The organism is Stackebrandtia nassauensis DSM 44728 (assembly GCF_000024545.1).
Lineage (GTDB): Bacteria > Actinomycetota > Actinomycetes > Mycobacteriales > Micromonosporaceae > Stackebrandtia > Stackebrandtia nassauensis.
Genome location: NC_013947.1, coordinates 2,070,477 through 2,087,895 on the forward strand (window position 1 = coordinate 2,070,477; position 17,419 = coordinate 2,087,895).

A 17,419-nucleotide genomic window follows, 5' to 3' on the forward strand; every position below is an offset into this window, starting at 1 on the left:
CCACTGATCTTTTAACAGTAATAGCTAGTGTACCGCGACCACCCTGAGGAGAACCAGACATGAACACCACCGGCGAGACCCTACCCCCACCGAAGGCCACCAGCCGGGAGTGGATCGGCCTGGCCGTCCTGGCACTGCCGACCCTGTTGCTGTCATTGGACCTGAGCGTGCTGTACCTCGCCCTGCCGCAACTGAGCGCCGACCTGCGTCCGTCCAGTACCCAGACACTGTGGATCTTGGACAGTTACGGCTTCATGATCGCCGGTTTCCTCGTCACCATGGGGACACTGGGCGATCGCATCGGCCGACGCAAGCTGCTGCTGATCGGCGCCGCCGCCTTCGGTGTCGCCTCACTGGCGGCCGCCTACGCGACCTCGCCGGAGATGCTGATCGCCGCCCGGGTGCTGTTGGGAGTGGCCGGGGCGACCCAGATGCCGTCGCTGCTGGCGTTGATCGGCAACATGTTCAAGGACGCGAAACAGCGTTCCTTCGCCATCGCGACCTGGATGAGCTGCTTCATGGGCGGCATGGCCGTCGGCCCCGTCATCGGCGGCTTCCTGCTGGAGAACTTCTGGTGGGGCTCGGTGTTCCTCATCGGAGTGCCGGTCATGGTGGTGCTGCTGGTGGCCGGTCCGTTCCTGCTGCCGGAGTACAAGGACGGCTCGGCCGGACGCGTCGACCTGATCAGTGTCGCGCTGTCGCTGCTGGCGATCCTGCCGTTCATCTACGGGCTCAAGGAGATCGCCAAGACCGGCGTGCAGGTGTCGCATGTGGCCGCGATCGCCGTCGGGCTGGCGTTCGGCGCGGTGTTCGTCCGTCGGCAGCGCCGCCTGAAGGACCCGCTGCTCGACCTGCGGCTGTTCGGCAACCGGACCTTCACCGCGGCCCTGACCTCGATGAGCCTGGGCGCCGGCATCATGGGCGGCGTCATGTTCCTGTTCAACCAGTACCTCCAGATGGTCGCCGGACTGTCCCCACTGGAGGCAGGACTGTGGATGGTGCCGCCGTCGGTCTTCATGATCACCATCACCCAGATCACCCCGGCCATCGCCCGCGCCATGCGCCGCGACCACCTGATCGCCACCGGTTTCGCGCTGGCGGCGGTGGGCATCTTCATCCTGGCCCAGGTCGAGGCGGACTCCGGTCCGCTGATGCTGGTCGCCGGTATGACCGTCACCGCGATGGGCATGGCGCCGCTGGGCATGGTCTGCACCGACATCGTGATCGGCTCGGTCCCGCCGGAGAAGGCCGGTTCGGCGTCGTCCATGTCGGAGACCAGCGCCGAGTTCGGCATCGCCATGGGCGTGGCGGTCTTCGGCAGCCTCGCCACCGCCGTCTACCGGGGCGGTATCGACATCCCCGAGGGCACCCCGGACGCCGCTGCTGCCGCCGCCCGCGAGAGCCTGCCCGGCGCCGCAGAGGCCGCCAAGGATCTGCCCGGCCAGCTGGGCGCCGGACTGCTGGACACTGCCCGCGAGGCGTTCACGTCCGGTCTGGGCGTGGTGGCCACGGTGGGCGCGATCGTGATGGTCGGCCTGGCGGCGTTGGGCCTGGTCATGTTCCGGGAACGCAAGACCACGCCGGAACCGACCGCCGAACAGCAGGACCGGGAAACCGAACTCGTCAACGCGTAACCTCACACGAACCAGGGAGGATCCCATGTCCAACACCGACGTCGTCCGGGCCATGTTCGACAACTACCGCGCCCAGAACCGGGAGGCCACCGAGGCCCTGCTGGCCGAGGACTTCGAGTTCACCAGCCCGAACGACGACCACATCGACAAGGCCGCGTACCTGGAGCACTGCTTCCCGACCGCGCACCGCTTCGTCACCCAGGCACTGCTGGACGTCGTCGAGGCGAGCACCGACGGCGTGTTCGCCCGCTACGAATACGAACTCACCGACGGCGAACGGTACCGCAACACCGAACACTTCACCGTCCGCGACGGCAGGATACGAGCGGTGGAGGTCTACTTCGGAGGCAAGTTCCCCGCCTGACCCGCTCAGGCCGGTTCGGGCCCCCGCAAACCGAACCCGGTCGCCATGGCACGCAGACCGCGACGCAACGCGTCGCGGTCTTGTGCTGTCAAAGTGGACAACAACTCGGTCTCGAGCCCGGCGGCGACCTCGGCGCACCGGTCCAGCAGCGCCCGGCCGGACTCGGTCAGGGCCAGCACCTGGCGGCGACGGTCCCCGGCGTCGCGGACGCGTTCGATCGCGCCGTGCTCCTCCAGGTGATCGGCCAGCGCCACCAGCAGGCTCGGCGCCACCCCCATGAGCCGCGCCAATTCTAGCTGCGAGGTCGCCTGATACAGGCTCAGCGCGTTCAGCACCCCGACGTGTTTGGGCTTGAGATCGAGTTTCGTCATCTCGGCGGCGAATCGCTCGGTGATGATCGCGCCGAGCGTCCCCAGCTGAAAGGTCGCGGTGTCGCTGAGCGCGACTGACTTTGACTTCGCCACCTCGACATGTTACGTTCTCACAATGATTCAAGCTCTGAATGATTCTAACTCTGAACGAAAATGGTCGCGAACCATCCGCGTCGTCAACGCCGTCCTGGCCGCCGGAACCGCGGCCTTCGCCGTGGCCGCACTCATCCACCCGCCGCTGGCGGTGGCCGGAACCGTCACCGACAGCACCACCTTCTACGTCCAGATCTACGCCGCCCGTGCGATCCCGCTGGGCCTGGCCGTCGCGGTCCTGGCGTTGAGCCGAAACCGCCGCGCCCTGCCCGCGCTGCTGCTGGTCGCCGGTGTCGTCCAGCTGGCCGACGTGGTCATCGGTGTGTCGCAGGCCAACCCGGGCATGACCATCACGGCGGTCATCGCCGCAGCCGTGCCGCTGTGGTCGGCGTGGTATCTGAGGGCCGAGCGCGGATCGCGGCGCGCTCTCGGTGTGACATGACTGTCGAAAGCCGACAGACGGTCGTGGCCCGCGCGAAACAGCTCGCGGGCCACGACCGTCACGCTATGCGCGAACGGTGACCGGGTCCGTCGCACCACTGGCGCGGTCCGACGGTTCGGGCTGCTTCGACAACGCCGACGGCCACCAGCTCTTGCGGTCCAGCAAACTCAGCAGCGCGGGCAGGATGAGGATCCGCACCACCACCGCGTCCAGCAGCACTCCCAGCGCCAGCGTGAAGCCGAGCTGCTTCATCTCGATCCGGTCGATCAGCATGAAGGCCGCGAACACCGACACCATGATGATCGCCGCGCTGGACACCACCCCGGCCGAGGACAGGATGCCGTTGTAGGCCGCCTGCCGGGTGGACTCGCCGCGCAGCGCGTGTTCCCGGATCCGGCTGATCACGAAGATCTGGTAGTCCAGCGATAGTCCGAACAGGATCGTGAACACCATCAGCGGGGTGCGCGACCCGATGAAACCCGGCGAGTCGAAGCCCAGCAGTCCCTCGGCCCACTCGCCCTGGAACACCAGCACCAGCGAACCCCAGGCCGCCAGCACCGACAGCAGGTTGAGACCCAGACCGACGGCGGCCAGCACCACGGACCGGAACGCGATGAGCATCATGACGAAGGTCGCCACCAGGACGAACCCGACCACCCAGAACAGGTGCGTCGCCTGAAGTTCGGAGTAGTCGTGGGCGTAGGCGGGTTCACCCGAGACCGCGAACTCGGCGCCGTCGATCTTGGCGAACTCCTTCGGCACCAGGTCACCGCGCAGCAGTTCGAGCGAGCGCGCGGCCCGGTCGTCGCTGGTGGGGTAGGGGACCGGCAGTTCCAGGGCGGCGGTGCGCTCGTCCTTCGAGACCAGGAGCCGCGGCTCGGTGGTGGGGCTGAACAGTTCGTTGTCGGAGGTCTCCTCCCACAGTCGCCGCATCGTAGCCGCCAGTTCGTCGGTGTGCTCGGCGTCGACGCGCGCCACCACCTTGTGCAGCACGCCCTTGTCCGGGAACGCCTCGGTCATCTCGTCGTAGGTGGCCAGGGTCGGCAGCGACTTGGGGAAGGTCTCCTTGCCCTCGACGCTCAGCTTGATGCCCAGCGCGGGCGCGGCCAGCGCGACCAGCACCAACCCACCGATGAGGACACTGGCCACCGGGTGGTTCATCACCGGGCGCAGCATCGCGGGCCACAGCCGGGCGGGTTTACGGGCCCGGCGGCGGCGACCGTCGACGCGCTTGCCCATCTTGGCCAGCAGCGCCGGAAGTACGGTCAGCGAGCTGATCATCGCGACGGCCACCACGATGACGCAGGCCGTGGCGATCGAGTAGAAGATGACGTCGCCCGACAGGTACAGACCCGCCATGGACACCACGACCGCCACACCCGACACCAGGATGGCGTGCCCGGAGGTGCGGGCGGCCAGTTCGACCGCCGCGGCCTGACTGAGGCTGCCGTTGCGTTCCCGTTCCTCGCGGACCCGCTTGACGTAGAACAGCGAGTAGTCGACGCCCACGGCCATACCCATCATGACCAGGACGCTGGTGACCGCGCCGCCCGCGTCGGGGAAGAAGTGCGAGGCGATCGCGTAGATCCCCATCGAGGCCATGATGGACGAAATCGCCAGCAGCAGCGGCACTCCGGCCAGCAGCAGCGACCCGAACACGGCGAACAGGATGATCAGGGTGATCGGCATGGTGAACAGCTCGGCGCGTCCCAGGTCCGACCCCAGCTGGTTGTCGAGTTGGTGCGACACCGACTCGTCGCCAGTCTGGCGCACGTTCACGTCGGGGTGGTCGGCCTGGACGGCTTCGGTGGTCTCCAACAGCGGCTCGATGTGGTCGGGCGCCTCATGGGCGGGCATCGACATGGTGAGCGACACCAGTACCGATTCGCCGTCCTTGGAAGTCTCCGGGCCGGCGATGTCCGACACCTCGGTCAACGCGTCCATACGCTTTTCGACGTCGGCGGCGGCCTTGGCCGCGAGCTCGGGGTCCAGTTTCCCGTCCTTGGCGGTGATCAGGACCTTTTCCACAGCCGGGGCCGCGATGTCGGCGTCCTCGGCCATGGCCTCGGCCTCACCGGCCTCGCCGACCCAGAAGTCGGAGAACTCGGTCTGCTGGGTGCCCATCGCGGAGCCGACGCCGAAGACGACGGCCACGAAGCCGATCCAGACGAGTATCGCCCGCCACGGGTGTACGGCGCTCCAGGACGCCATCCGGACGGTGAACGTCCGTGGGGGAGAAGCGTTGGTGTGCATGGGTTTCCAATCCTTGTCAAAATGGGCAGGGGGTATCGCCACGCGGTGCCGGGGCACGCGTGTGGACAGTTGTGTGGGTATGGGGAACTAACCTTCGGTCGAAACCGAAGTCAAAACCGCTGTCGAAGCCGCTGTCAGCCTTCGTCGACGCTGCGCAAAAGCCGCTCCACTTCCGACAGTCGCAGCGTCAGGCTGTTCAGCTCGGCGCGCAGCGCGGCCTGCTGTTCGAGCGACTTCTCGGCGAACTTGCGGTACTCGTCCAGCGCCGGAGTACTCGCGCGGGTGCGCAACAGCTTGAAGTACGAGGTCAGCGACACTGTGAGACCGGTGATGAAGATCGCGATGATCACGATCGGTATCAGGGCGTCCCTCATCTATGTCTCCACTTCTGAATTGTCATTCCCGTCGCCTTGGTCGGCGGCGAGCGCGGCGCGGATCGTGTCCACTGTGATGGTCAGCTCGAAGTCGGTGAGTTCGAAGAACTTCATCGCCTTACCGTCCTCGGACAGTTCCAGTTCCCCGGAGACGATCCCGGCTTTCTCCAGGCGCTCCAGGTGCATGTACAGCAGCGGACGCGACAAACCCAGCCGCCGGGCCAGTTCACTGACGTGAACCCGGCCCCCGGCCAGTTCGGCGATGATCCGCAGCCGCTGGGTGTGACCGATGGCGGCGAGCGTGGCCAGCAGTTCCGCGCTGGTCAATCACACCTCCCCAAGGGTCGTGGTTTCACCTGTCAGTCAAAACTTACAGGTGGCCCGAGTCGTCGTCATGGGGGAAAACCCCCTATTTGGCCCCCGGCCTTCGCAGCCCGTCCAGCATGGCGGTCAGGGCGCGCATGGTCGCGGCGATGTCGTCCGGACCGGACGCGTGCGCCAGCCACAACGCCGCCTCGTTCATCGCCCCGGACAGCAAGTGCACCAACGGTTTCACCGGTTGCGTGGGCAGGACTTCCTCTTCGATGAGCTCCTCGATCATCTCGGTGAGGTGACGCTCGGAGGCCGAGGCGTCCAGGGCCTTCCACTCCCGCCAGCCCAGCACGGCGGGTCCGTCGATGAGCAGGATCCGCTGCGTCACCGGGTCGACGCTGGCGCGCAGGAAGGCGTCGCAGCCGTGCAGCAGCTGCTCCCACGGGTCCTCACTCGCCTCCGCCGCGGCCGCCACTCGCTCGCCCACCTCGTCGTGCACCTGCGCGATGACGGCCCGGAACAGGTCGGCCTTGCTGTCGAAGTGGTGGTAGAGCGCGCCCTTGGTGACCCCGGCATGCGCGACGATCTCGGTCAGTCCCACGTCGGCGTAACCCCGGCGCGCGAACAGGGATCGCGCCCGGCTCACCAGTCGGTCGCGGGTCTGGGCGGCGGCTTCGGCTTTGCCGGGGGCTGTCGGTTTGGCCACAGTGGCTCACTCTACCCTTGCCGATTTGACATACCGTCGGTATGTTGAACCTTGACATACCGACGGTATGTCAAATCTATGAGGAGCGGATCATGCGCCTGAACAGCTTTTACCCCGTGATCGGCACCGAGCGCATCGCCGAGTCGACCGCGTTCTACACCCAGCACTTCGGATTCGAGATCACCTTCCAGGCCGACTGGTACGTCAGCCTCAACCGGCCCGGGGATCGCTCCTACGAGCTGGCGCTGCTGGATCCGAGCCACGAGACCGTCCCGGCCGCCTACCGGCGTCCGGTGGCCGGGCTGTTGCTGAACTTCGAGGTCGACGACGTCGACGCCGAGTACGACCGGCTGGTGACCACAGCCGGACTGAAGCCCGAACTGGACATCCGCAGTGAGGACTTCGGACAGCGGCACTTCATCGTCGCCGACCCCAACGGGGTGCTCATCGACGTCATCACCAACATCGAACCGGTCGGGGAGTACGCCGAGCAGTACGTCTCCGGGTGACCCGAAACGCCGAACCGGCCCGCCCCGACGAACGGGGCGGGCCGAAAATCGTCGCGCGCGAACGCGTCCGCGCGGCTCAGGCCAGCGCCGCCTCGGCGTCCAGCGTGACCGCCACGGCGTGCACGACCCCCGCGATGCGCAGCGCGTCGTTCACGTTGTCCCGCGAGGCCCCCGAACCCGTCAGCGTCTTCTCGTGCGACTCCAGGCAGACCCCGCAGCCGGTCACGGCCGACACCGCCAGGCTCCACAGCTCGAAGTCGAGCTTCGCGACGCCGGGCGAGGCGATGATCTGCATCCGCAGCCGTGCCGGGATGGTCTGGTACGCCTCGTCACCGACCAGGTGCTTGGCCCGGTAGTACACATTGTTCATCGCCATGATGGACGCCGCCGCCTTGGCGGCCCGCAGCGCCTCTTCCGAGATGTTCTTGGCCGCCTCCTCGGTGATCTCGCGCAGCACCCGCGCGTTGCGAGACGCCACGGCGGTGGCCACCAGCGTCCCCCACAGCTGCTGCGGGGTCAGTGACGACGTCGTGGTCACCGAACCGAGGTTGAGCTTGGTGTCCCTGGCGTATTCCGGCAGTTCCTGTTTGAGGGTGTCGATGCCCATTACGCCGCCAGCAGCTTGGTGGCGTCCAGGGTGTCGCCGCCCTTGTTCCAGTTGCAGGGGCACAGCTCGTCGGTCTGCAGCGCGTCCAGGACCCGCAGCACCTCGGCGACGTTGCGGCCCACCGAACCGGCGGTGACCATGACGAACTGGATCACGTTGTCGGGGTCGACGATGAAGGTGGCGCGCTGGGCGACGCCGTCCTCACCGAGCACGCCTGCGGCCTCGGTCAGCTCGCGCCGGATGTCCGACAGCATCGGGAACGGCAGCTCCCGCAGGTCGGGGTGGTCCTTGCGCCACGCGTAGTGGACGAACTCGCTGTCGACCGACCAGCCGAGCACCTGGGCGTCGCGGTCGGCGAACTCGCCGGTCAGGCGGCCGAACTCGGCGATCTCTGTCGGACAGACAAACGTGAAGTCCTTGGGCCAGCTGAAGAGCACCCGCCATTGGCCCTCGTAGGTCTTGTGGTTGATCGTGTCGAAGGCGTTCTCGGGTTCGAGCGAGACGCAGGCGGTCAGCTCGTACTCGGGAAACTTCTCTCCAACGGTCAGCACGGATGATCTCCTCGTGTAAGTCGTTTGGGTGACGCGATCGTCGCGCCCCGTGTTTTCTGGAACCGTTCAAGAATGTACTCGACGGGTCCGACACCGTCGGGGCCCGCTGGCCCGGCGTGTGGGCAGCGTCTCGGCTTCCCAAGCGCCACAATGAGTGTTGTGACCCTCTCCATAGATGACGGCAACAAGATCCTTCGTGACAACTTCGCCCCGTGGGTGCAGGACCTCGGCCTGGAGGTCGTCGCGCTCGGCGACGCCAGCGCCACCCTACGGCTACCGCACTCACCCCGGCTCAACCGGGAAGGCGGCGCGCTGTGCGGTCAGGCCATGATGGCCGCCGCCGACACCGCCACCGTGATCGCGATCAGTTCCGCCAGCGGCGGCTTCCGTCCGATGACGACGGTGCAGCAGTCGACGACGTTCCGGCGACCGGTACTGGACGGCGACGTCACCGTCGTGGCCCGGATCGGCAAGCTCGGCCGCACGATGGCGTTCGTCGACATCGACATCCGCGACGAGGCCAGAACCGTTGTGGCGCAAGCCAGCACGGTCTACGCGATCCTGGGCTGAGCCTCAGCGGTCGGTCAGGCCCGCGTCGCGGGCCAGCAGCCCGGCCTGGGTTCGGTTGTCGCAGCCCAGTTTCAGCAGCAGCCGCGACACGTAGCCCTTGACCGTGGCCTCCGACAGGTACAGCCGCTTGCCGATCTCGGCGTTGGACAGGCCCTCGCCGAGCCGGGCCAGCACCTCGGTCTCGCGTTCGGTCAGCTCGCCCACGAGCGACCGCAGTTCGTCGCGTGTGGACTGCTCGTCGGCCGAGGCCGCGACCATCCGGCGCGCCGCCACCGGCGACAGCACCACGTGTCCGTCGGCCGCCACCCGCACCAGTCCGATCAGGTCCTCCGGCGGTGTCGACTTCACCAGGAACCCCATCGCCCCGGCCCGTAGCGCCCGCAGTACATAGTGGTCGGCGTCGAAGGTCGTCAGCGCCACCACCTTCGGCGGTTCGGGCAGTTTCGCGATCCGCTCGATCGCCGTCAGGCCGTCGACACCGGGCATCCGCAGGTCCATCAGCACCACGTCGGGCCGGTGCCGCACCACCGCCTCCACCCCGGCCGCGCCGTCCAGCGCGGTGTCGATCACCTCGATGTCGTTCGCCGAACCCAGGATGGTGCGCAGATGCGCGCACACCATCGGCTCGTCGTCGACGACGACCACCCGGATCACGGCCGTCCCGCCTCACCGGTGGGAACCCGCGGCAGCCTCGCCACCACGGTGAAACCACCGCCGTCCCCGGCATCGGCGGTCAGCGTCCCGCCCAGCAGCTCGACCCGCTGCCGCAACCCGTCCAGTCCGGTACCCGAACCGGTCGCCGCCAGCGCCGGGTCGCCCGGATGTCGCGGCGGCCCGTTGCCGACGCTCACCCGCAGCCACTCGTCGTCCCGTCCGACCCGCACCGCGGCCTCCGCCCCCGGAGCGTGTTTGCGCACATTGGTCAGTGCTTCCTGGACGACCCGGTAAACGGTGCGCCCCACGGCGGCCGTCACCGCCGCGTCCTCGACGTCGAGCTTCACCGGCACTCCCACCGTCCGCGACTCGTCCGCCAGTTCCCCCAGATCCGGCAGCTCCACCACCGTGGTGTCCAGATCGGCCGTCGCGTCCGGCGGCTCGGACCGCAGCACCCCGATCACGTCCCGCAGCTCCTCCAGCGCCTGACTGCCCGCCGACCGCAACTCCTCGGCGACGCCGCGGGTCGTCTCGTCGTCAGTGGTCATCCGCAACGCCCCGGCCTGCAACACCATCAGGCTCACCCGGTGCGACACCACGTCGTGCATATCGGACGCCAGCCGCAGCCGCTCCTCGACCCGCGCCTGCTCGGCCAGCAGCCACCGCTCCCGCTCGGCCCGCTCCGCGCGATCCGTCAGCGCGGCGATCAACCGCCGCCGTGCCGCCACGTACATGCCCAGCAGCGCCGGGACCAGTACGAACAGGGCACTGGTGGTGACGGTGAACCACGAAAGCCGCCACGGCTGTGCCACCAGCGCGGCCAGCACCCCCAACAGCGTCCAGGCCGCGATGCGGTGCCGCGCGTACACCACCGCGCTGTAGGCGGCGATCGGAATCGACACCGGCATCCACGGCTCCCCGTGCTCCCGGGCCGGTGACGCGATCGCCTCCACGACCGCCGCGACCACCGGAACCGCCGCCAGCACGGCGATGCCCAAGACCAGCAGCGGCCACCGCCGCCGAAACAGCAGGCTCACGTCGGAGGCCAGCTGCCCGACCCAGATCAGCACCGTCGCGGTCACCAGCCCGGTGCCGGCCGGCTGCGACAGCAACGCGGTGACGGTGAAGGCGACCTCCACCGCGACACACGTCAGCATCACGGCCGCGTCGAAGACGAACGACCGCGTGGGACGCCACGTCTTGGTCACGACCGACACGCTACCCAGGCCGGACGGCGATGGCACGGTGTCACGGCGCATCACCGACGAAAGTCGCATCCGCCGCGACCATCGTCGGCGCCGTTCCCCACGTTCTCCGCTATCGGCGATACCCCGTCGGCGGCTGCAATGGACTCCACAACGACGAGAGGACGCACCATGAACCGCCGCAAGCTGCTTCGCACCGCCGCCGTAGTGGGGGCGGGCGGCGCCGCCGTGGCCACCGCCGGAATCGCCACCGCCGCCGGACGCGAGGGCGCACCGACCTACGTCTTCGTCAACGGCGCCAACGGAACCGGCATGGGCTTCAACGCCCTGGGCCTGCGCGGCCACCGCTCGGTCGCGGTGGAGTTGCCCGGCCACACCGAGGGCCACTTCCCGATCGAGTACCAGGCCCCGCAGGACCTCATCACCTGGGCCAACATGGAATCGCCGATGCGGAACGTCGGCCTGGACGACTACGTGCAGGCCACCATCGACGTGGTCAAGACCGTCGCCGAGTACGGCCCCGTGATCCTGGTGGGACAGAGCATGGGCGGCGCCACCATCACCAAGGTCGGCAACGCGATCCCCGAGTACATCGACCACATGGTCTACGACACCGCCTACTGCTGCGTCGAACTGGAAACCATGTACGAGTACACCCAGACCGACGAGAACGAGGGCTCCCTCGGCGACTCGCTCGCCCCCTGGATCGTCGGCGACCCGCAGAAGATCGGCGCCATCCGCATGAACTGGCGCAGCGCCGACCCCGAGTTCGTCGCCGCCGCCAAGGCCGCCTACCTGGCCGACGGCACCGACGAGGCCATCCTGTCCCTGCTGGCGGCCCTGCAACCGGACGAGTCGATCGCGGCGATCACCGAGAACGCCCAGGTCGAGAAGGACACCTGGGGCACCATCCCGCGCACCTACATCCGCCACACCCGCGACAAGATGCTGCCGATCGCGTTGCAGAACCGGATGATCGACGAAGCCGACGCGCTGACACCCGACAACCCGTTCAACGTCCACTCCGTCAAGGCCAGCCACGTGGGCACCGCCAAGGCGCACAAGAAGATCCTCGAGATCCTCGTCGACCTGGCTTGATCCGGCCCGACCTCCGCACCAGCCCGGCCGAAAACCAGCGGCAGCCGTGACATCGGCCGGGCTAGGCTGCCGCCATGACCGATTGGCAGCGCGTCAAGGACGCCGACTTCGCCGTACCCGACGACAAGCCGCTGGCGGACCTCGTCGCCGAACTGACCGGGAACCTTCGCTCGCCCGATCCGGTGCTGCGGGACGAGCAGTCCTACTACGTGCTCGCCACCTGGGTCGAGAAGGGCGTCCTGGACGGCGATCTGGAACGGCTGGGCGACGAGATGGCCGCGCTGCTGGACGATCCCGAGGTCCAGGCCCGGACCTTCGCGACGCTGATCCTCGGCGAGATCGTCGACCGGGGCACGTACTTCCCGCGCTGGCTGGACGCCTTCGCGAACTGGTATCCGTCCGAAGTCGACCTTCGCGGTCACGACGAGAAGCTGGGCTGGCTGCACGCCGTGGCCCACGGCGCCGACACCCTCAAGGCCTTCGGCGGCCACACCGACGTCGACCCCGCCCGGATGCTTTCGATTGCCGCCCAACGACTCCTGGCACCCACCGAGTTCGTGTGGCGCGACCAGGAGGACGACCGGCTCGCCTTCGCCGTCGCGCACGTCCTGACCCGCCCCGAACTCACCGAGGCCGACTCCGTCGGCTGGCTGGCGGCCGTCGACACCGACTTCACGTCCGGCGAACCCGGACCGCCCCCGCCGCACGCCTCCAACACGATGCGCACCCTGCGGCTGCTGTACATCCTCGCCGACCGGGGCGTGCGCCCCAGCTGGCGCGGCGGTGACGTGACCCAGCTTCAGCACCGCGACGCGGTCAAGCAACGCCTCGCCGAGGTACTGGCGCGGGTCGCCCCGTTCACGGGCTGAGCCAGACCCAGCCCTCAGGTGAACAGCACGCTCAGGCTCTCGCGGTTGTGGATGCGGCGGATGGCCTCGGCGAACAGCGGCGCCACCGACACCGTCGACACCCGTGGCGACAGTTCGGCCGGGCGGTTCTCCACCGTGTCGGTGCACCACAGCGTCTCGATCGCCGAGGCGTCGAGGCGTGGCATCGCCTTCTCGGTGAACACGCCGTGGGTGACCGCCGCCCGCACCGAGCGGGCGCCCTTCTCGATCAGGGTGTCGGCGACCTCGGCCAGGGTCCCGGCCGTGATGGTGAAGTCGTCGACGATGACCGCGTTGCGGCCGTCGACGTCACCGATCAGGTCGGCGATCCTGGCGCTCTCGGTGTGGTCGATGCGTTCCTTGTCCGCGATCGCCAGCGGGGCGCCGAGCCGTTTGGCGTACTGCTTGGCCTTCTTGGCGAAGCCCGCGTCGGGGGAGACGATCACCAGGTCGTCCAGTTTCTCGGCCGCGATCGCGTCGGACAGCACCGGCTCTCCGTAGAGATCGTCGACCGGCACGCCGAAGAAGCCCTGGATCTGGGGCGCGTGCAGGTCGAGGGTCACCACGCGGTCGGCTCCGGCGGCCTCGATGGACTGGGCGCACACCCGGGCCCGGATCGAGACCCGGGGCTCGTCCTTCTTGTCGCCCTTGGCATAGCTGAAGTAGGGGATGATCACGGTCACCGAGGCGGCGGAGGCGCGCTTGAGCGCGTCCACCCAGAACAGCAGTTCCATGAAGTGGTCGTTGGCGGGGAACACCGTCGACTGCACCAGGTAGACGTGCCGTCCCCGGACGTTCTGCCCGATCTTGACGAACAGGTTGCCGTCCGAGAACTGATGCACCTCGCCTTCGCCTACGGGCACTTGGAGGATTCGGCAGATTTCCTTGGTCAGCAATGGCGAGGCTGAGCCTCCCAGGACCACCAGTTCGTCGTCGCGCATGATCTTCCCTAAACATTCGCGGGCGGCGTCTGAACGCTGACTTCAACCCGCCGGGGCGAGTCGCACAGCGGCTCGATCCTCTCATGCCGAAATTCAGGAAAGTTTCGCCTAGCTGACACTCTTTGGAGTGAGACTCGACTACTCGCGCAGGTCGTCACCGTGAGTAGCGTGAAGATTGTCGATTCCTTCGAGCAGTCGCTCCAGCCCGAAACCGAAGAAGTCCGACAACCCTTCGCCGGACTGGAACGCGGGCGCGTGGAACATCTCGTTGACGAGCGGGTAGCGGTGGTGGGTCTCGGGGTAGTCGACGAACCCGAACCGGGGACCCGGCGTGGCGCGCAACTCGGGCTGCACCGCGCCGCGCACGTAGCTGCTGATGGCCAACGCCACGTTCATCGTCACCACCGGGTCCAGTCGCAGCGGCGCCAGGGCTCGCAGTTCGGCTTCCAGCCAGGCCGTCTCGTTGGGGCCCGCGACCCGGTTGTGCAGCGCGATGTCGATCCACCATGGGTGTTCATGGCAGACCTCGCGCAGCGCCAGCGCCCAGGCGCGGCAGTTGCCTCGCCAATCGGGGCTGTCGGAAAGCCGCGGCGGCTGGCCCAGACAGGTGTCCATCATGAGCGCGACCAGCTCCTCCTTCCCGGGAAGGTAGCGGTACAGGGTCATCACTCCGCATCCCAGTTCCTCGGCGAGCCTGGGCATCGACAGTCCCGCAAGCCCTTCGGCGTCGGCCAGCGCTATGGCCACGGTGACGATCCCGTCCACGCTCAAGGACGGTTTGCGGCCCCGGCCGGGGGAGGGGCGCTTGCCCCAGAGCAGGGACTGGGCGTCGGGCGTGCTCACGGTGGGCTCCCTTCGGTCTGAAAGCAATCTCCCCTAAGGGGCGAGGGCAGCGAGATTCAGGGTCGGCCGCTGTTGCGTTGATTTATGCGTAAGGTTTACGCTTAAGGTTATGCGTAAACCTTACTCATATAATGGTCCCTGGTGGAAACGTCCGTGGATGATCCCGCTGTGGGTCGTGTGCGGCGCTTTCTTCGCGTGGCGCACTCCCGCCTATCTCGGCTTCACCCCCGAGGCGTCCTTCGTGGCGCTGCGCGACAACACCCACTACTTGATGCTGTCCGCCCACGTGGTGCTGGGAACCGTCACCCTGACCTGTTGCTGCCTGCAACTGTGGCCATGGCTGCGGCAGCACCACCCCAAGGTGCACCGGATCAGCGGACGGATCTACGTCACCGCCGTGATCCCGGCCAGCGTCCTGGCCTTCGTTTCGGCCGTGTGGCAGGACCTCCCGGTGCCCGGACGGATCAGCAACATGACCCTGTCGATCCTGTGGCTGCTCATGACGATCGCCGGTTTCCGGATGGCCCGCGCTCGCCGGTTCGCCGAACACCGGCGCTGGATGATCCGCAGCTTCGCGCTGTGCATTTCCATCATCGCCAACCGGGTCTGGACCGGCATCATGGTCGTCGCGCTCATGCCGTTCACCGACAGTGTCTACGGCGGTGACTGGGACGCCATGTTCATGGACGCCGCGCTCGCCGCGGTGTGGCTGAGCTGGATCGTGAACCTGCTCATCGCCGAGTGGTGGATCGAGCGCACCCGACGGCCGCGCCCGAAGCCGCCGACCGGACCGGTCACCGGCGACGGCACCCGTCCCGCGGCCGTGGCGGGCCACCGTGACACGCCGCCGGTTCCACTATCCGGGAGTTAATGGTCACTAAGTGGAAGCGGATGGCATACTTCGCGTCGTGACCTTCCAGCTGATTATTAGCTGCGGGCGCGCGGCGGCAGCGACGTAGCTGCCCATATTCCGCCGACGCGCCAGACCTTCCGTGCCCGCACGGGGGGTCTTTTTCATGGTCCTCTCGATCTCCAGGAGCCTTGCATGACCACCACGAATCCCGACGAGTTCCACGTTTTCGACACCACGCTGCGCGACGGGGCGCAGCGTGAGGGCATCAGCTACTCGGTGGCCGACAAACTCGCGGTCACCAAGCTGCTGGACGAACTGGGGGTGGGCTTCATCGAGGGTGGCTGGCCCGGGGCCCTGCCCTCCGACACCGAGTTCTTCGCCCGCGCCGCCGAGGAACTGACCCTCAAGCACGCCACGCTGGTGGCCTTCGGCGCCACCCGCAAGGCCGGACTCGCCGTCGAGGACGACCCGCAGGTGGCGGCGTTGCTCGACTCGCGCGCCTCGGCGTGGTGCCTGGTCGCCAAGTCCGACGTGCGGCACGTGAAGCGGGCACTGCGCACCAGCCCGGAGGAGAACCTGGCGATGGTGGCCGACACCGTCGCCTATGGAGTCTCGTGTGGACGGCGGGTGTTCCTCGACTGCGAGCACTTCTTCGACGGCTTCGCCACCGACCCCGACTACGCCACCGCCGTGGTGCGCACCGCGCTGGACGCCGGAGCCGACGTCGTGGTCCTGTGCGACACCAACGGCGGCATGCTGCCGTCGGGGATCTCGCGCACCATCACCGAACTGCGCGAACGCCTGGGCGGCAACCCCCGCCTGGGCATCCACTGCCAGGACGACACCGCCTGCGCCGTGGCCAACACCATCACCGCCGTCGAGGCCGGGGTCATGCACGTACAGGGCACCGCCAACGGCTACGGCGAGCGCCCCGGCAACGCCGACCTGTTCGCCGTCGTCGGCAACCTCGCCACCAAGATGGGCATGGACGTGCTTCCCGACGGCGGCCTGGCCAAGCTCACCCACGTGTCGCACGCGATCGCCGAACTGGCCAACCTCGCTCCCGACTCGCACCAGGCCTACGTCGGTCACGCCGCCTTCGCCCACAAGGCCGGACTGCACGCCAGCGCCATCAAAGTGGACCCACAGCTGTACAACCACATAGATCCGTCCGTTGTGGGCAACGACATGCGGATCCTGGTCACCGAGATGGCCGGACGGGCCAGCATCGAACTCAAGGCCAAGGAACTGGGCCTGGACCTGTCGGGCCACCCCGAGACCCTCAACCGGGTCACCAAACGGGTCAAGGACCTCGAGGCGCGCGGCTGGAGCTTCGAGGCCGCCGACGCGTCCTTCGAACTGCTGGTGCGCGACGAACTGGCCACCGGCCTGACCCGCCACTTCCGGCTGGACAGCTACCGGGTCATCGTCGAACACCGCGGCGACGGCGCGGTCGTCAGCGAGGCGACGGTCAAGGTGCGCAGCCGCGGCGAACGCGTCATCGCCACCGCCGAGGGCAACGGTCCCGTCAACGCCCTGGACTCGGCGCTGCGCAAGGCACTCGTCGCCCACTATCCACAGTTGAACGACGTTTCGCTGGCCGACTACAAGGTCCGGATCCTGGCCGGATCCAGCGGCACCGACGCCATCACCCGGGTGCTGGTGGGCACCACCGACGGCGAACGCGAGTGGACCACCGTCGGCGTCCACGACAACGTCGTCGAGGCCAGCTGGCACGCGCTTTCGGAGGCACTGGCGTATCGCCTGTCGCGGTTACCACGGCTACCGCGTGTGTCCCGATATCGTTGACGAGGTGAGCAACAGCTACGGTGCCGCGCGGGTGCGCGCGGTCGACATGCGGTCCAAGCACGAATACGCGCGGCAACGATTCCTCGCCGGAATCGTCACCGGCCTGGTCGGGCAGATGATTCTGGCGTTCCTGCTGGGTCTGTTGCTGCTCTCCGACTCCGGCCTGGGCGTGCGCATCGACGGTGCCCTCATCTCCAGCCTGATCGCCACCCCCGGTGCCCTGTCGGCCGGATTCGCGATCATGCTCAAGGACGACGCCCGCGCCTTCGGCGGCGGCATCGTCGCCGGGGCGGTGGGCGCGACGCTGTTGTGGCTGGTGCTCAGCTGGATCTTCTAGCGCCTT

Annotated in this window: 21 protein-coding genes; 10 read left to right on the top strand and 11 right to left on the bottom strand. The window is 67.9% G+C overall.

Features of this window, described 5'->3' with window-relative positions:
* The first annotated feature begins 59 nt into the window (after positions 1-59).
* A complete protein-coding gene (locus tag SNAS_RS09625; protein ID WP_013017215.1) occupies positions 60-1,634 on the top strand; it encodes an MFS transporter in 1,575 nt (524 codons plus the stop codon).
* A gap of 25 nt (positions 1,635-1,659) precedes the next feature.
* Positions 1,660-1,998 (top strand): nuclear transport factor 2 family protein, encoded by a 339-nt coding sequence (locus SNAS_RS09630; RefSeq protein ID WP_013017216.1) that lies wholly within the window; start codon positions 1,660-1,662, stop codon positions 1,996-1,998.
* A 5-nt stretch (positions 1,999-2,003) separates the two neighbouring features.
* Here SNAS_RS09630 and SNAS_RS09635 read toward each other — a convergent pair whose 3' ends face one another.
* Entirely contained in the window at positions 2,004-2,462 is a 459-nt protein-coding gene (locus SNAS_RS09635) for a MarR family winged helix-turn-helix transcriptional regulator (protein ID WP_013017217.1), read from the bottom strand.
* Between the two features lie 22 nt (positions 2,463-2,484).
* On the opposite strand from SNAS_RS09635, the gene SNAS_RS32610 reads away from it, so the two are divergent.
* On the top strand, positions 2,485-2,904 hold the full coding sequence (locus tag SNAS_RS32610; RefSeq protein WP_013017218.1) for a DUF4267 domain-containing protein: 420 nt from the start codon (positions 2,485-2,487) through the stop codon (positions 2,902-2,904).
* A 63-nt stretch (positions 2,905-2,967) separates the two neighbouring features.
* On the opposite strand, the gene SNAS_RS09645 is transcribed toward SNAS_RS32610, so the two are convergent.
* The 4 genes from SNAS_RS09645 to SNAS_RS09660 all read right to left on the bottom strand — a co-directional run bounded on the left by SNAS_RS09645 (position 2,968) and on the right by SNAS_RS09660 (position 6,549).
* Entirely contained in the window at positions 2,968-5,157 is a 2,190-nt protein-coding gene (locus SNAS_RS09645; RefSeq protein WP_013017219.1) for an MMPL family transporter, read from the bottom strand.
* 134 nt (positions 5,158-5,291) lie between these two features.
* A complete protein-coding gene (locus SNAS_RS09650; RefSeq protein WP_013017220.1) occupies positions 5,292-5,531 on the bottom strand; it encodes a hypothetical protein in 240 nt (79 codons plus the stop codon).
* Positions 5,532-5,858 carry an ArsR/SmtB family transcription factor gene (locus tag SNAS_RS09655; RefSeq protein WP_013017221.1) on the bottom strand — a complete coding sequence of 109 codons (327 nt, stop codon included), beginning with the start codon at positions 5,856-5,858 and terminating at the stop codon, positions 5,532-5,534.
* A gap of 82 nt (positions 5,859-5,940) precedes the next feature.
* Positions 5,941-6,549, bottom strand: coding sequence for a TetR/AcrR family transcriptional regulator (locus tag SNAS_RS09660; protein ID WP_013017222.1), 609 nt, complete (start codon positions 6,547-6,549; stop codon positions 5,941-5,943).
* A 92-nt stretch (positions 6,550-6,641) separates the two neighbouring features.
* Here SNAS_RS09660 and SNAS_RS09665 point away from each other — a divergent pair, with 92 nt between their 5' ends.
* A complete protein-coding gene (locus SNAS_RS09665; RefSeq protein WP_013017223.1) occupies positions 6,642-7,058 on the top strand; it encodes a VOC family protein in 417 nt (138 codons plus the stop codon).
* Between the two features lie 76 nt (positions 7,059-7,134).
* Here SNAS_RS09665 and ahpD read toward each other — a convergent pair whose 3' ends face one another.
* Complete coding sequence (gene ahpD / locus SNAS_RS09670) at positions 7,135-7,665, bottom strand: alkylhydroperoxidase, AhpD family (protein ID WP_013017224.1); 531 nt, start codon at positions 7,663-7,665, stop codon at positions 7,135-7,137.
* The gene (locus SNAS_RS09675) at positions 7,665-8,216 is read right to left on the bottom strand and encodes a peroxiredoxin (RefSeq protein WP_013017225.1); all 552 of its coding nucleotides are present in this window, start codon (positions 8,214-8,216) and stop codon (positions 7,665-7,667) included. The genes ahpD and SNAS_RS09675 overlap by 1 nt, the downstream gene beginning before the upstream one ends.
* 159 nt (positions 8,217-8,375) lie before the next feature.
* On the opposite strand from SNAS_RS09675, the gene SNAS_RS09680 reads away from it, so the two are divergent.
* Complete coding sequence (locus SNAS_RS09680) at positions 8,376-8,786, top strand: PaaI family thioesterase (RefSeq protein WP_041624711.1); 411 nt, start codon at positions 8,376-8,378, stop codon at positions 8,784-8,786.
* Between the two features lie 3 nt (positions 8,787-8,789).
* Here SNAS_RS09680 and SNAS_RS09685 read toward each other — a convergent pair whose 3' ends face one another.
* Both SNAS_RS09685 and SNAS_RS09690 read right to left on the bottom strand, forming a co-directional pair.
* Positions 8,790-9,440: a response regulator transcription factor gene (locus SNAS_RS09685; RefSeq protein WP_013017227.1), complete on the bottom strand. Its 651-nt coding sequence runs from the start codon at positions 9,438-9,440 to the stop codon at positions 8,790-8,792.
* Complete coding sequence (locus SNAS_RS09690; protein ID WP_169313870.1) at positions 9,437-10,648, bottom strand: sensor histidine kinase; 1,212 nt, start codon at positions 10,646-10,648, stop codon at positions 9,437-9,439. The genes SNAS_RS09685 and SNAS_RS09690 overlap by 4 nt, the downstream gene beginning before the upstream one ends.
* Before the next feature lie 168 nt (positions 10,649-10,816).
* Here SNAS_RS09690 and SNAS_RS09695 point away from each other — a divergent pair, with 168 nt between their 5' ends.
* Both SNAS_RS09695 and SNAS_RS09700 read left to right on the top strand, forming a co-directional pair.
* On the top strand, positions 10,817-11,743 hold the full coding sequence (locus SNAS_RS09695) for an alpha/beta fold hydrolase (RefSeq protein ID WP_013017229.1): 927 nt from the start codon (positions 10,817-10,819) through the stop codon (positions 11,741-11,743).
* Positions 11,744-11,817: 74 nt separating this feature from the next.
* Positions 11,818-12,612 carry a DUF2785 domain-containing protein gene (locus tag SNAS_RS09700; protein ID WP_013017230.1) on the top strand — a complete coding sequence of 265 codons (795 nt, stop codon included), beginning with the start codon at positions 11,818-11,820 and terminating at the stop codon, positions 12,610-12,612.
* Positions 12,613-12,626: 14 nt separating this feature from the next.
* Here the strand turns inward: SNAS_RS09700 and SNAS_RS09705 are convergent, their stop codons facing one another.
* Together SNAS_RS09705 and SNAS_RS09710 are read right to left on the bottom strand one after the other, a co-directional pair.
* Positions 12,627-13,571, bottom strand: a complete 945-nt coding sequence (locus tag SNAS_RS09705; protein WP_013017231.1) for a ribose-phosphate diphosphokinase — start codon at positions 13,569-13,571, stop codon at positions 12,627-12,629.
* Between the two features lie 138 nt (positions 13,572-13,709).
* The gene (locus SNAS_RS09710) at positions 13,710-14,414 is read right to left on the bottom strand and encodes a TetR/AcrR family transcriptional regulator (protein ID WP_013017232.1); all 705 of its coding nucleotides are present in this window, start codon (positions 14,412-14,414) and stop codon (positions 13,710-13,712) included.
* A gap of 157 nt (positions 14,415-14,571) precedes the next feature.
* Here SNAS_RS09710 and SNAS_RS09715 point away from each other — a divergent pair, with 157 nt between their 5' ends.
* From SNAS_RS09715 to SNAS_RS09725, 3 genes are all read left to right on the top strand, one after another.
* Positions 14,572-15,285 carry a DUF2306 domain-containing protein gene (locus SNAS_RS09715; RefSeq protein ID WP_013017233.1) on the top strand — a complete coding sequence of 238 codons (714 nt, stop codon included), beginning with the start codon at positions 14,572-14,574 and terminating at the stop codon, positions 15,283-15,285.
* Between the two features lie 174 nt (positions 15,286-15,459).
* The gene (gene cimA / locus SNAS_RS09720) at positions 15,460-17,076 is read left to right on the top strand and encodes a citramalate synthase (RefSeq protein ID WP_013017234.1); all 1,617 of its coding nucleotides are present in this window, start codon (positions 15,460-15,462) and stop codon (positions 17,074-17,076) included.
* A 4-nt stretch (positions 17,077-17,080) separates the two neighbouring features.
* Positions 17,081-17,413, top strand: a complete 333-nt coding sequence (locus tag SNAS_RS09725; RefSeq protein WP_041624713.1) for a hypothetical protein — start codon at positions 17,081-17,083, stop codon at positions 17,411-17,413.
* The last annotated feature ends 6 nt before the right edge of the window (positions 17,414-17,419 follow it).

Excerpts from the sequence above, each read along its gene's own strand:
- SNAS_RS09625 (WP_013017215.1), top strand. The coding sequence starts at position 60 with ATGAACACCACCGGCGAGACCCTACCCCCACCGAAGGCCACCAGCCGG.
- SNAS_RS09630 (WP_013017216.1), top strand. The coding sequence starts at position 1,660 with ATGTCCAACACCGACGTCGTCCGGGCCATGTTCGACAACTACCGCGCC.
- SNAS_RS32610 (WP_013017218.1), top strand. The coding sequence starts at position 2,485 with ATGATTCAAGCTCTGAATGATTCTAACTCTGAACGAAAATGGTCGCGA.
- SNAS_RS09645 (WP_013017219.1), bottom strand. The coding sequence starts at position 5,157 with ATGCACACCAACGCTTCTCCCCCACGGACGTTCACCGTCCGGATGGCG.
- SNAS_RS09650 (WP_013017220.1), bottom strand. The coding sequence starts at position 5,531 with ATGAGGGACGCCCTGATACCGATCGTGATCATCGCGATCTTCATCACC.
- SNAS_RS09665 (WP_013017223.1), top strand. The coding sequence starts at position 6,642 with ATGCGCCTGAACAGCTTTTACCCCGTGATCGGCACCGAGCGCATCGCC.
- ahpD (WP_013017224.1), bottom strand. The coding sequence starts at position 7,665 with ATGGGCATCGACACCCTCAAACAGGAACTGCCGGAATACGCCAGGGAC.
- SNAS_RS09695 (WP_013017229.1), top strand. The coding sequence starts at position 10,817 with ATGAACCGCCGCAAGCTGCTTCGCACCGCCGCCGTAGTGGGGGCGGGC.
- SNAS_RS09700 (WP_013017230.1), top strand. The coding sequence starts at position 11,818 with ATGACCGATTGGCAGCGCGTCAAGGACGCCGACTTCGCCGTACCCGAC.
- SNAS_RS09705 (WP_013017231.1), bottom strand. The coding sequence starts at position 13,571 with ATGCGCGACGACGAACTGGTGGTCCTGGGAGGCTCAGCCTCGCCATTG.
- SNAS_RS09715 (WP_013017233.1), top strand. The coding sequence starts at position 14,572 with ATGATCCCGCTGTGGGTCGTGTGCGGCGCTTTCTTCGCGTGGCGCACT.
- cimA (WP_013017234.1), top strand. The coding sequence starts at position 15,460 with ATGACCACCACGAATCCCGACGAGTTCCACGTTTTCGACACCACGCTG.